Consider the following 11,819-nt stretch of genomic DNA (forward strand, 5'->3'; position numbering starts at 1 on the left):
TTTTAGCAGGCAGCACAGGTGGAATCAACGACACGTATGGACTCCCATGACGACTGAGACGAATTTCGAAACCGATTTCTGGAAGCATGCGGAACTGCGCAAGACCTGGGACCAAATCATTCCGGGCGAACCGCGCAAGACCCTTCCCTATACTCTCACCCTGGAAGCCATTCACAAGTACTGCCGGGTGGTGGGGGACATGCACCCCCTGTATTTCGACGAAGAGTATGCCAAGAAGACGCCGTACAAGGGGCTGATCGCACCGCCCTCCATCCACATCCTGCTCATGTTCGCCTGCACGCCCGCCGACGACTGGATGCGCAGCCCGGGCACGATCAACGCGGGCCAGTCGTGGAGCTACAACGTGCCGGCCCGGCCGGGCGACACCATCCGCCTCCAGGCCCGAGCGCTGGACAAGTTCATCAAGAAAGAACGGTTGTTCGTGATCCACGACAACGTTTTCTTCAACCAGCACGATGAAGTCATTTGCTCCGGCCGCGGCTGGACCATCCGCCCTTTCTGAGATCCATCATGAACAGCACCACTTTCGACAGCTTGAAGCCGGGCCAAAGGATAGAAGGTACGCCGTTCTCGCCCACCCGCGAAAGCATCCGCGCCTTTTGTGAAGCCTCGCTCGACTACAACCCGCTGCATTGGGACGACGAGTACATGAAGGGCAATTTCGGCCGGACCAATTTCGGCGGAATCATCATGCACGGCATGAATAACTTCGGCGTCATCACCAAGATGTTGACCGACTGGCTTTACCCGCGCGGGGGCGTGCAGCGCCGGCTCGAGACGCGCTGGAAGATACCGGTCAAGCCCGGCGACACCATCACGCCGAGCGCAACGATTTCCGCAGTGCAAGTCACGCAGAAAAGCCGCTGGGCCACGTTGACCGTCGAAGTCACCAATCAACGCGGCGAAGTCGTTGCCCACGGCGAGGCGATGGTCGAGTTCCCGCATGGAATGGAGCCGGCCTGAACGCTTCTTCTTCATTACAACGAGAGGAGACGGACATGACGACATTGACCCAACGCGCGCTCGCCGCCTTGGCTTGCGCAGCGGGATGCTTGCTTCCCGCCCTTTCCACGGCCCAGACTTTTCCTTCGCATCCAGTGAGAATCGTCGTGCCGTTTCCGCCTGGAGGCACCACCGATATCCTTGCACGGCAACTCGGCGCAGAGCTGCAAAATATGTGGGGGCAGGCAGTGGTGGTGGAAAACCGGGCCGGCGCCAGCGGCACGATTTTCTCCGAGCAGTTCGTGGCCATGCCGCCAGACGGCTATACGCTCATGCTGACTGCCACCCACCACGTGATCAACCCGGGGTTGTACAAGAACCTTCGCTACAACACGCGCACGGATTTCACGCCCATCGCCCAGGTGGCTGCCGTGCCCAACGTGCTCGTGGTGAACCAGGCATTCCCCGCCCGCACTGTCGCCGAACTGATCGAGTACGCCAAGCGCAACCCAGGCAAGGTGGATTTCGGCTCGGCCGGCACGGGTGGTGCAAATCATTTATCGGGCGAACTCTTCAAGTCCATGGCCGGCATCGAAATGGTGCACATTCCTTATAAGGGCGCTGCCCCTGCGCTGAACGACCTGCTGGGCGGACAGATTCCCGTGATGTTCGATTCCGTGCCTGGCGTCATCCAGCACATCAAGTCCGGACGCTTGCGCGCGCTGGGGGTTACGGCGCTCAAGCGCTCGGAAGCGTTGCCCGACGTGCCCACCATCGACGAGGCGGGCGTCAAAGGCTTCGAGGCAACGGCGTGGTTCGGCCTGTATGCGCCCGGCCGCATGGCGCCCGACCTGACCCGCAAGCTGTCTGGCGACGTGCTCAAGGCGCTCTCCAGCCCTTCCTTGCGCAAAGAGTTCGCCGCGCAAGGGGCCGAAGCCGGAACGATGACGCAGCCCGAATTCGCGGCCTTCGTCGATGCGGAGATCACCAAGTGGTCCAAGGTCATTGCTGATGCCAACATCAAGATCGACTGATTCGTTCATGTCTCATCCCCAATCTCAGGCCGCTGCGGGAAGCCGGTCGGGCGCGTTGTCCCATATTCGCGTGCTTGATCTCTCACGCATCCTGGCCGGCCCGTGGTGCACGCAAAACCTCGCCGACATGGGCGCCGAAGTGATCAAGGTCGAAAGGCCGGGCGTCGGAGACGACACCCGGGCCTGGGGGCCGCCCTGGGTGCGGGACGCCGATGGCCGGGATACAAGCGATTCCACGTACTATGCCGCCGCCAACCGCGGCAAGAAATCCATCACCGTCGACATCTCGACCGAGGCAGGCCAGGACCTCGTGCGACGGCTTGCCGCCCAAAGCGACGTCGTGGTCGAGAACTACAAGATTGGAGATCTCAAGCGCTATGGGCTCGACTACGAGAGCCTTTCGCGATTGAATCCGGGATTGGTGTATTGCTCGATCACCGGGTACGGGCAAGACGGGCCGTGGGCGCACAAGCCGGGCTACGACTTCGTCTTCCAGGCGGTGGGCGGCCTGATGAGCATCACGGGCGAGCGTGACGATTTGCCCGGCGGCGGGCCGCAGAAGGTCGGGATCGCGATTGCCGACGTGATCACCGGCATGTACGCGACCATTGCGATCCTGGCGGCGCTCCAACACCGCACGGTCTCGGGCCGCGGCCAGTACATCGACATGGCCCTGCTCGATTGCATCGTCGCATTGGGGGGCAACCAAGTCACCGGCTACTTCGCCAGCGGCAAGGTACCGCACCGGTACGGCAATGCACATGCCAGCCTGGTGCCTTACCAAGTGTTCGCCGTGGCCGATGGGGAGATCGTGGTGGCCGTGGGCAACGACAAGCAGTGGCAGCAGTACTGTGCTGCCATCGAACGGCCGGACCTTGCGCAAGACCCCCGCTGGAGCAAGGTCACCGGGCGCATCGTGGGGCGCGGGGAGCTCGTGCCGGAACTCGCGCGCACCATGCTGACTCGCACGCGCGACGAGTGGATCGAGCGGCTGGAAGCGCATGGCGTGCCGTGCGGCCCGATCAACGATTACGCGCAAGTCTTCGAGCACCCGCAGGTGCAGCATCGCGGCCTGCGCGTAGACGTGCCGCGCGCGGATGGAGGCATGGTCTCGACCATCGCGAGCCCCCTCCGCTTGCGTGACACGCCCCCCGTTTACGACCGTCCGCCTCCCACCTTGGGCGATTCCACCGTAGCGGTGCTGCGGGATGTCCTCGGATTCTCCGATGGCGAAATCGAGGCCTATCGCCGCAAGGGAATCGTTTGAAGGTCCGCCTTCCTGTCTGGATCTGACCGCATGAATCCCGAAACTGCTTCTTCATCGCCGTTGGCCGTCTTCCGCGAGTATCTGGCGCAAGGCAAGTTGGCATTCCAGTTCGACGCTGCACTTGGGCGGCCGGTTTTCCCGCCGCGCGTGATCGGGCCGGGAAGCGGCACGGCTGATCTCGAGTGGCGCATCAGCGAAGGGCTGGGGACGGTATATGCCGTCACGATCATCAGCCCGCGGGGTGAAGCGCCGTACAACGTCGTCCTGGTGGACATGGATGAAGGCTTTCGGCTGATGAGCCGTGTCGAAGGTTTGCCGCCGGGGGAGGTCCGCATCGGCATGCGGGTGCGGGTAGATGTCTGTCAGCCGCAGGACGGGCAGGCGCCCTATCCTGTTTTTCGTCCGGAGGTTCCGTAATGCAAGGGTTGCAACGCGGCGCGTGCGCCATCGTCGGGGTAGCCGAGTCTGACCTAGGGCAAGTCGCGCCCGGCATGTCCGCGCTCGATTTGATGGCCCAGGCCACGCATCGGGCACTGCAAGACTGTGGATTGTCCTTGCGCGATATCGACGGTGTCTTCGCCACCACCTCGCAAAGCCGCATGCCGACCTTGGCCCTGTGCGAATACCTGGGCATCTCGCCCCGCTATCACGACGGCACGAATATCGGGGGCTGCAGTTTCATGTCCATGGTGGCGCATGCCCAGATGGCCATTCAAGCGGGGCTGTGCACGATTGCGCTGATTGCCTACGGCAGTACGCAGCGCAGCGCCGGGCGCGCCAATGTCGCAGCGCCCGACCCTAACCCCCACGAAGCCCCCTACCGTCCGATCTATACCGCGAGCTCGTACGCGCTCGCCGCTGCGCGCCACATGTACGAGTACGGCACGACGCGCGAGCAACTAGCCGAAGTGGCCGTCGCCGCCAGGCAGTGGGCGCTGCACAATCCGGTCGCATGGGAAAAAACGCCGCTTACCGTGGAGGACGTGCTTGCGTCCCGCATGGTCAGTCATCCGCTCACGGTGCGTGATTGCTGCCTCGTCACCGACGGCGGCGGTGCACTCATCATGACCTCGGCCGCGCGCGCGAACGACCTACGCAAGGCACCAGCTTATGTGCTGGGCGTGGGCGAGCACCTGAGCCACTATCACATCAGTTGCATGCCGGACCTGACCGTGACCGGCGCGGTGCACTCCGGCGCCGCCGCCTATGCCATGGCAGGCCTCGGCCCCCGCGACATCGACGTGGTGGAGGTATACGACGCCTTTACCATCACCACGCTGCTCTTCCTCGAAGACCTGGGCTTTTGCCCCAAGGGCGAAGGCGGCCGCTTCGTATCGGGCGGCACCATCGCGCCGGGCGGCAGCCTGCCGGTCAACACCAACGGCGGCGGCCTATCGTATTGTCATCCGGGCATGTACGGCGTATTCGCGCTCATCGAGGCGGTGCGGCAGATCCGCGGCGAAGCCGGACAGCGACAAGTGGCGAAATGCGAAACGGCGCTGGCGCATGGCAACGGCGGCACGCTGTCGAGCCAGAGCACCGTTATTTTGGGGGGTGGTGCTGCGGTTTAGCTGACGCGGGCACGATGTGCGTTTAAGACGCGCGCTTTCCTCGCTAACAGTGCCAGCATGACATCGATCAGCGGTGTATCGACCCGAGCTTGGCGAGCGAGGTCCTGCACCGCAAACAACTGAGCGTCAATTTCCAATCTGCGGCCAGAAATCAGGTCCTGCAGCATAGAGGGTAGATGCCGGTTCGCACTAATGGCATTTAGGTGTTGTTCCAGATCAAAATGCACATGGGTATCGTATCGGGCGGCGGTCGCACACACTTCCTGCGCCAATCTTTCGTAAAGATCCCTTGTCGCCGAATCCGCGAACAGCTCAGGCGAAGTCGAGCCGGTCAGAGTGGATAGCAGCGAACTGGGGATGTTGAGCGTCAGCTTGCTCCAGATCTCCCGGCTGAGGTCGCTCGTGCTCTCAGTGTCGGGGATGCCTTTGCGCAGCACTTCTGCAACGGCTTCCAGGCGTGGCGTTCGACTGTTGTCGATTTCTCCTATACGCAATGCACTGTACTTGCCGTTGTGGCGCACAGTACCCGGCGCAATGACTTCATTGGGAGATCGAATCACGCCTCCGAGCGTGCGCCCTAAGCCGACCTCCTGCAGCAGGGAGCCTACTGGATCGAGCCTGGACGGAGCACCTCCGTTGCGCACGGCTAGATACCACCATGGAATTCCGTTAACGACGAATAGCACTGGGGTTTCCGGCCCCAAGAGCGAGCGTAATTGGAAAGCTGCCTCCGGCAGAGCGTAGGCTTTGGCCGTAGTGACCACCAAGTCTTGAGGTCCCAGATCATGAGGATCATCGGTCGCGGCCACGGGCACGGTAAACTCACCGTCTGCGTGCATGAAACGCAAACCATTCCGCTGGATCGCGGCGAGATGTTCGCCGCGAGTCACGATGGAGACTTCAACACCCGCCCGCGCCAGTTTGGCAGCGATGTGTCCGCCGACGGCGCCTGCGCCAAATATGCATATTCGCTTCATTCAGGCCTCCGCGTCAGCGAATACCTGGCGACGCTTGACCTTAACAGAAGACAGGCTCATCAGGAGAAGCATAGCCCCACATAGGGAGAGTAGCGTTGCAGACAAAGGGCGATAAAGAAAGACAGTCCAGTCACCGCCGGACAGCGTAAGCGACCTGCGCAGATACTCTTCCATGTTGGCGCCCAGGATGAGACCCAGCATTAGCGGAGCTCCTTCGAATTGCAATCTCTTGGCCGCATAGCCGAAGAGAATGAAGAAAGCCAGCAGCAAGATCGAAAAAGAACTATTCGAAATGCAATACACGCCGATGGTGCAAAATAAGACGATCGCTGGGAACAGCCACTTGTACGGAATGGCCAACAGTCGTATCCAAATCCCGATCAGCGGGTAATTCAGAACCAGCAGCATCAGATTTCCTATCCACATAGAGGCAACTAAGGCCCAGAATAAGTCGGCATTGCGTGTCAGAATCTGCGGCCCAGCCTGGATGTCGTGGACGGACAGGGCAGCGATCATTAGCGCCATGACGGGGCCAGACGGAATACCGAGTGTCAGCATGGGGATAAAATTTGTCTGGGCACCGGCATTGTTTGCTGATTCGGGCCCGGCCAGGCCCCGCAGATTGCCTTCGCCGAACGCGGGCTCACCAGGCTTGGGGCCCAGCTTTTTTTCGACGGTATAAGAGGCGAACGAAGCCAGTACTGCACCGCCGCCCGGCAAGACACCGAAGAGCGTACCTATCGCCGAGCCCCGGAAAATGGCCGGAAGTGCTACCTTCATATCGCGCCAGGAGATTCGAAGGCGCGAGACGTTTTGTGGCGTGTCGTGCTGGGATGGATCAGATTGGGTGAGGTTCCAAATAATTTCGCCAAAACCAAACCAGGCCATGGCAACGATGGCGAACTCAAGCCCGTCCTCCAGTTCGAGAAATCCGAACGTGAATCGCGTTTCACCTGACGTCACGTCGCTTCCAATCATGCCGAGCAGGAGCCCAAGCACCGTCATCGCCAAGGCTTTGACGACGTCTCCGGATGACAAGGCGATGGCACCGATCAGACCCAGGCACATTAGCGAGAAATATTCGGGCGCGCCAAAATGAAACGCGACCTTGGCAAGTTGCGGAGAAAAGGCAGCCAGAATGAACGTGCCGACGCAACCGGCGAAAAACGAGCCGAGGGCGGCGAGCGCCAGCGCCGTGCCGGCTTTACCTTGGCGGGTCATTGCATAGCCGTCTAACGTCGTCACGAGCGACGATGACTCTCCGGGTAGCTTGATTAGAATGGCTGTGGTTGAACCGCCATACTGCGCGCCGTAATAGATCCCGGCCATCATGATCAGTCCAGGAATCGGATCCAGCGCGTAGGTCGCTGGCAGCAACATGGCGACTGTAGCTACGGGGCCTAGGCCGGGTAGCACGCCAACCAACGTTCCGAGCAGGCAGCCCGCCAGCGCATATAGCAGGTTAGTTGTTGTGGCTGCTTGCGCGAAGCCGGTTGCGATGTGCTGAAGCAGTTCCATGGGGATCTCGATTCAGTAAGACCAAGGCCAAAGCGGGATCGCGATACCGAACAGTGCGACGAATATCGCCATCGACAACATCGTGAGCACTACCGATAGCAGCAGATTCTCGCGCAGGGTGAGTTTGCGGCCGGCCAGTCCTGTGATGAAAACCAGAACGAACATCGCAGGGACGAGCCCCGCCCCACGAAATCCCGTTGAGCTGACTCCCCCGATGAGCAATGCAAAAGCCAGAAGCGCACTGATGATGCAAGTCAATTGCCACAGGGGCCATTTGCCGTTAGATGATTCGGCGGGAGAAGAACGAAATTCGCGTATGGCGATTACCACCCCCAGGCCGGTCAAGGTGAGCCCGAGAATGAAAGGGAAATATCCCGAGCCGGGCTCTTGCGAGTCGCCGATGCCGTAGCCGATTGCTAGATAAGCTGCGCCCAGCCCTATTAGGACTAGGAAGGCTCCCGAATAGACTCTTTCCACGTGATCGTCCGAAAAAGTGCGCTATGAATCGCAATGCACTGTCACACCACAGCATTAGGTCCGTCAGGATGCGCCGGTCCGTCAGCGTGAGCGTCCCATTGAGTCGTGCATGTACCAGCGGTCGGCCATCACGTTGAGGATGTCGCTACTGGCTGCGACAGCACCCTCTACAGGTTTCAAGAAGCCGCTCCGTTCATGCACAGACAATGCGGCCGAAGCTCTCCGTGGCCATCGTCGGCGGAACGGGTGGTCACCTTTATTTGTCGCTTCGGCTGCCGTAAAACGCTTTCCAGAACGCGATGTCGTCCGCCGTTTTCTTGGTCGCCCATTCTGGTCCGTTCGGTAGCAGAATGCCGCCAGAATTGCGGATGAATGAGACCAGGGGGCTGGCATCATGAATGGCTCTGGAGGTACGGACCAATTTTTCCTTCACTGCTGGGGGCAGTCCTTTAGGTGCGAAAATTCCAAACCAAGAAGAACCCACAGGAATCAGGTCTGGATATCCGGCCTCGGCAACCGTAGGCACGTCGGGATAGATTTCGCTGCGCTGGTCCGACACGATGACAATAGGTCGGAGTGTTCTTGCTTCGACGTAGGGCTTGATGAAGGCAGAAGTCAGATAACCTGATTGCAATTCGCCCGACATTACCGCCAGTGCTTGGGCCCCGCCGCCCTTATAGGGTACGTGGACTAATTTGACGGAGGCGCTTTTCTCCAGCACCTGCCCGATGATGTGGGCGCTGGTGTTGGGGCCGACGCTACCGTACGACAGTTTTCCGGGATGAGCCTTGGCAAAATCCAGATAGTCTCTTAGCGTCTTGAGCGGGCTATCCGGCTTCACGTAGAGCAAGAAAGGTTGCGATGTGATGGCGGTAACCGCTTCGAGCTCCGCGAATGTGTCAAAACGACCCTGCGCCGTTTCTTGCGTGAGTCCTGACGTCACTACCAGCGTATAGCCATCAGCCGGTGCTCGTGCAGCATACTTGCCGCCTATGACGCCGCCGGCACCAGGCTTGATCTCGACGATTACGGATTTGCCCAAAGCTTTTTCCAGCTCGGCCGCATAGAGGCGCCCAAGTTGTTCGGTAATGCCGCCTTGATAGGGAATGACGAGTGTGATTGGTTTGATCGGGTAGTCGCCCTGTCCGAGGGCTATTGCAGGTAGGACAGTCGAGACAGCGGCGGCCGCGCCGGCAGCCACGAGGCGACGCCGAACGGTATTAGTAGTCATGGTGACACCTTGGTTAGTCCCTTCGGGGAGTACTTAATCGAGGTCGAAATAGGGTTCGGGCTGGGGGCCGGCGACCGTTACTCGATTCAAATAGCGCGGGTAGTCGCCATAGTCATGAACGGCGAAATGAGTGGAACAGCGGTTATCCCAGATGATCAAATCCCCTTCCGACCACTGGTGTCGGTAGCTGAAGGCGGGCTGACCGTTGTAGCGGCGAAGCCAGTCTAGCAGTAGCGCACTTTCCTCCCTGCTTAAGCCTTCCAAATGCTCGGCATGCGCGCTCAGATAAAAAACTGGTTTGCCCGTGATCGGATGTTTGATGACCAGTGGGTGCGGGAAACCCGGTAGGTCAGTGCGATCTTCACCGGTTCGGACCTTTACCTGACCACGGTTGTAGTGAACTGCGCGGACGCGGCTGATAAGCTTCTTTACTCCATCTGGCAGGTACTCGTAGACCAGATACTGGTTGCACCACATCGTGTCTCCGCCCAAGGGGGGCAGATTGATCGCGGTTAGGAAAGATAAATAGGGCGGATATCGATCGTAGGTGCTGTCGGCATGCCAACGCTCAGAAATCGCAAGCTTTTTCCCGTTGTTCTTGATGGGGATGGCATAACGATGGCCTTCGATGGGTTTGAGAAAACTGCCGATCCACAATTCGCCGAATTTACTTGCGAAGGACTCGAGGTCAGTCGCATTCACGAATTGGCCCGGCAAGTGAATGACGCAGTGCTCGGCAACTAGAGTTCGCAGCCGCTCAATATCGGCTTTCGTAGCGTCAGCAACTTTGAAATCGGTAATTCGTATGCCGACGGTTGGCGTCAGGGCCTGAACTTCCATGGCATGTATGTCCGTTGCGTGATTGCTTGAGTAGGCCAGCTAGCTTAAAGAAAGGAATGAGCGCAGCGAACAAAGATGTTCGAGTATCAACATGCGGTTTTCGCATGAACAAGAAGAATCTATGTGAAAAAGATCTTAGGCACACTTCAAGCGAAAAGTGGATAACCATATGCAAAACGTTTGTTCCATGTGATCGGATCGATGCGCATCATTGCCGGGCATTTCATGCGCTCGGCATTCTTGCAGTTATCCGTTGTTTATTTCCCCTTGGCGTGTCGCTGTTTACGGCAGTGCGTCGGCGCGCATCTTGGTTCCAGATGAGTGGCCCTTGATGACCGCGCGCACTGTGCTGGGAAGCGGATCGGTTGCGTCATGGGTTGCGCCGCCCCACTGTTGCGGGCGACTTATCCGCCCGCTTGTCCGGCACCGGTCACAATGGCTGTGCCCCCGCATCGGCTGCAGGACCGGCGGTTTCGTCCGCGTTGTTGAGCGTGGTGTATTGACCCAGTGAATTCCTGCTCAGGTGTTAACGTTGAAGGAAACGACGATGAGCACCCTGATGGAAGACGACATCAAGCGCTGGACGGCCAAGCGTAAAACGGCCCTGGTCCTGGACATCATCCAGGGCAAGACCACGGTCTCGGAGGCCAGCCGGGCCTTCGATCTGAACCCCTCCGAGGTGGAGCAGTGGGTCGATGAAGGCAAGCGTGGCATGGAGAACGCCCTGCGCACCAAGCCCCTGGAAGTCAAAGAACAGTACGAGAAGCAGCTGCGCGAGCTGCAGGAGGCCTACGGCGAAGCCATGCTGGAGCTGCGTGCCAGAAAAAAGCTGGCCTCCCTGCTGGGCAACGAGGACGAGAAATGATTCTCAGCCTTCAGCAGGGATTGGCCGAAGAAGGGTTCAAGGTCAGCCTGGTCAAGCTGTGCCGGTGGTTCGAGATACCCAGGCGCACGGTGTACTACCGCAGCACCAAGGCTGCACCCAAGGTGCAGGAGCAGTTCGTCAAGCCGATCAAGGCGATGATCGAAGAGAACCCGTCGTTCGGTTACCGCACGGTGGCTCACCTGCTCGGGTTCAACAAGAACACCGTGCAGCGCATCTTCCAGATCAAGGGCTGGCAGGTGCGCAAACGCCCGGTGGGCTTCAGGCCGCGCATCCAGGCCTTGCCATCCGTGGCCAAAGCGCCCGATGAGCGCTGGGCTACTGACCTGTGCCGTGTATGGGCTGGGCGTGATGGCTGGGCCTCGCTGGCCCTGGTGATCGACTGCTACAGCCGCGAGCTGCTGGGTTGGCACCTCAGCCGCAGCGGCCGATCCAAGACCGCCGAGGCGGCTCTGGAGCAGGCGCTGATCGCCCGCTACGGCTGCTTGGGCAAGGTCAAGCACCCGTTCCTGTTGAGATCGGACAATGGCCTTGTGTTCACCAGCCGCAGCTACACGGCCCTGGTCAAGAGCTACGGCCTGCAGCAGGAGTTCATCACCCCTTACAGCCCCGAGCAAAACGGCATGGTCGAGCGCGTGATCCGCACGCTCAAAGACCAATGCGTGCACCGCCACCGATTCGAAACTCTGCAGCACGCCAGTCGCGTGATCGGGGATTGGATCGGTTTTTACAACCACCAGCGCCCACACCAGGCGCTGGGTATGAAGACACCCGCTGAGGCTTATGCTTTAGCGGCCTGACCTGTGCAGAAAACGCTGGGTCAATACAGTGGCCCCGTTTTCGCTACGCCATCTTGACATTCATAGCCGCGGGCAGCATGCAATCGATTGCGCGTGTAGGGAGACCATTTCTCGGCTCCACGTTGGGAGTAATGTCCTTGCCCAGTCGGATGCATATGGCTCGACACAGGCCAAGGCGATCGCAATCCTTGTTCGAAGAGGGGGCGCATCCATTTCCGGTCGATGACCGGGTTGGCGACGAAGGGCAGGGCCCGCCCT

General features: G+C 59.8%; 13 protein-coding genes. 8 read left to right on the plus strand and 5 right to left on the minus strand.

Translation table 11 applies throughout. The annotated features are described in order from the left end of the window. Positions 1-46 precede the first annotated feature (46 nt). Genes Q0319_RS04075 through Q0319_RS04100 form a run of 6 tightly spaced genes read left to right on the plus strand, consistent with a single transcriptional unit; the run spans position 47 to position 4,835 of the window. The gene (locus Q0319_RS04075; RefSeq protein WP_299451131.1) at positions 47-523 is read left to right on the plus strand and encodes a MaoC family dehydratase; all 477 of its coding nucleotides are present in this window, start codon (positions 47-49) and stop codon (positions 521-523) included. An 8-nt stretch (positions 524-531) separates the two neighbouring features. Further along, positions 532-984 carry a MaoC family dehydratase gene (locus tag Q0319_RS04080; RefSeq protein ID WP_296470624.1) on the plus strand — a complete coding sequence of 151 codons (453 nt, stop codon included), beginning with the start codon at positions 532-534 and terminating at the stop codon, positions 982-984. Between the two features lie 35 nt (positions 985-1,019). Then, on the plus strand, positions 1,020-1,997 hold the full coding sequence (locus tag Q0319_RS04085; protein WP_296470620.1) for a tripartite tricarboxylate transporter substrate binding protein: 978 nt from the start codon (positions 1,020-1,022) through the stop codon (positions 1,995-1,997). 7 nt (positions 1,998-2,004) lie between these two features. Further along, the gene (locus tag Q0319_RS04090) at positions 2,005-3,264 is read left to right on the plus strand and encodes a CaiB/BaiF CoA-transferase family protein (RefSeq protein WP_296470617.1); all 1,260 of its coding nucleotides are present in this window, start codon (positions 2,005-2,007) and stop codon (positions 3,262-3,264) included. A 30-nt stretch (positions 3,265-3,294) separates the two neighbouring features. Further along, positions 3,295-3,681 carry an OB-fold domain-containing protein gene (locus Q0319_RS04095; RefSeq protein ID WP_296470614.1) on the plus strand — a complete coding sequence of 129 codons (387 nt, stop codon included), beginning with the start codon at positions 3,295-3,297 and terminating at the stop codon, positions 3,679-3,681. Further along, positions 3,681-4,835 carry a thiolase gene (locus Q0319_RS04100; RefSeq protein WP_299451135.1) on the plus strand — a complete coding sequence of 385 codons (1,155 nt, stop codon included), beginning with the start codon at positions 3,681-3,683 and terminating at the stop codon, positions 4,833-4,835. The genes Q0319_RS04095 and Q0319_RS04100 overlap by 1 nt, the downstream gene beginning before the upstream one ends. Here the strand turns inward: Q0319_RS04100 and Q0319_RS04105 are convergent. The 5 genes from Q0319_RS04105 to Q0319_RS04125 form a co-directional block, all read right to left on the minus strand. Beyond that, positions 4,832-5,812, minus strand: a complete 981-nt coding sequence (locus tag Q0319_RS04105) for a 2-dehydropantoate 2-reductase (RefSeq protein ID WP_299451138.1) — start codon at positions 5,810-5,812, stop codon at positions 4,832-4,834. The two genes, Q0319_RS04100 and Q0319_RS04105, sit on opposite strands and share 4 nt — an antisense overlap. Continuing rightward, entirely contained in the window at positions 5,813-7,330 is a 1,518-nt protein-coding gene (locus Q0319_RS04110; RefSeq protein ID WP_299451141.1) for a tripartite tricarboxylate transporter permease, read from the minus strand. A 12-nt stretch (positions 7,331-7,342) separates the two neighbouring features. Then, positions 7,343-7,807 (minus strand): tripartite tricarboxylate transporter TctB family protein, encoded by a 465-nt coding sequence (locus Q0319_RS04115; protein WP_299451144.1) that lies wholly within the window; start codon positions 7,805-7,807, stop codon positions 7,343-7,345. A gap of 256 nt (positions 7,808-8,063) precedes the next feature. Then, entirely contained in the window at positions 8,064-9,038 is a 975-nt protein-coding gene (locus tag Q0319_RS04120; RefSeq protein ID WP_299451146.1) for a tripartite tricarboxylate transporter substrate binding protein, read from the minus strand. A gap of 33 nt (positions 9,039-9,071) precedes the next feature. Beyond that, positions 9,072-9,878: a TauD/TfdA family dioxygenase gene (locus Q0319_RS04125; protein WP_299451149.1), complete on the minus strand. Its 807-nt coding sequence runs from the start codon at positions 9,876-9,878 to the stop codon at positions 9,072-9,074. Positions 9,879-10,425: 547 nt separating this feature from the next. Here Q0319_RS04125 and Q0319_RS04130 point away from each other — a divergent pair. Both Q0319_RS04130 and Q0319_RS04135 read left to right on the plus strand, forming a co-directional pair. Continuing rightward, positions 10,426-10,743, plus strand: a complete 318-nt coding sequence (locus tag Q0319_RS04130) for a DUF1153 domain-containing protein (RefSeq protein WP_299451151.1) — start codon at positions 10,426-10,428, stop codon at positions 10,741-10,743. Then, positions 10,740-11,561, plus strand: coding sequence for an IS3 family transposase (locus tag Q0319_RS04135; protein ID WP_299451153.1), 822 nt, complete (start codon positions 10,740-10,742; stop codon positions 11,559-11,561). The genes Q0319_RS04130 and Q0319_RS04135 overlap by 4 nt, the downstream gene beginning before the upstream one ends. Positions 11,562-11,819 lie beyond the last annotated feature (258 nt).

Origin of the sequence: uncultured Pigmentiphaga sp. (genome assembly GCF_937950555.1) — a bacterium.
GTDB lineage: Bacteria > Pseudomonadota > Gammaproteobacteria > Burkholderiales > Burkholderiaceae_B > Pigmentiphaga.

What these genes read in the sequence shown, in the direction of transcription:
- Q0319_RS04075 (WP_299451131.1), top strand. Translation starts at nt 47, where the DNA reads ATGACGACTGAGACGAATTTCGAAACCGATTTCTGGAAGCATGCGGAA.
- Q0319_RS04080 (WP_296470624.1), top strand. Translation starts at nt 532, where the DNA reads ATGAACAGCACCACTTTCGACAGCTTGAAGCCGGGCCAAAGGATAGAA.
- Q0319_RS04085 (WP_296470620.1), top strand. Translation starts at nt 1,020, where the DNA reads ATGACGACATTGACCCAACGCGCGCTCGCCGCCTTGGCTTGCGCAGCG.
- Q0319_RS04090 (WP_296470617.1), top strand. Translation starts at nt 2,005, where the DNA reads ATGTCTCATCCCCAATCTCAGGCCGCTGCGGGAAGCCGGTCGGGCGCG.
- Q0319_RS04095 (WP_296470614.1), top strand. Translation starts at nt 3,295, where the DNA reads ATGAATCCCGAAACTGCTTCTTCATCGCCGTTGGCCGTCTTCCGCGAG.
- Q0319_RS04100 (WP_299451135.1), top strand. Translation starts at nt 3,681, where the DNA reads ATGCAAGGGTTGCAACGCGGCGCGTGCGCCATCGTCGGGGTAGCCGAG.
- Q0319_RS04105 (WP_299451138.1), bottom strand. Translation starts at nt 5,812, where the DNA reads ATGAAGCGAATATGCATATTTGGCGCAGGCGCCGTCGGCGGACACATC.
- Q0319_RS04110 (WP_299451141.1), bottom strand. Translation starts at nt 7,330, where the DNA reads ATGGAACTGCTTCAGCACATCGCAACCGGCTTCGCGCAAGCAGCCACA.
- Q0319_RS04120 (WP_299451146.1), bottom strand. Translation starts at nt 9,038, where the DNA reads ATGACTACTAATACCGTTCGGCGTCGCCTCGTGGCTGCCGGCGCGGCC.
- Q0319_RS04125 (WP_299451149.1), bottom strand. Translation starts at nt 9,878, where the DNA reads ATGGAAGTTCAGGCCCTGACGCCAACCGTCGGCATACGAATTACCGAT.
- Q0319_RS04130 (WP_299451151.1), top strand. Translation starts at nt 10,426, where the DNA reads ATGAGCACCCTGATGGAAGACGACATCAAGCGCTGGACGGCCAAGCGT.
- Q0319_RS04135 (WP_299451153.1), top strand. Translation starts at nt 10,740, where the DNA reads ATGATTCTCAGCCTTCAGCAGGGATTGGCCGAAGAAGGGTTCAAGGTC.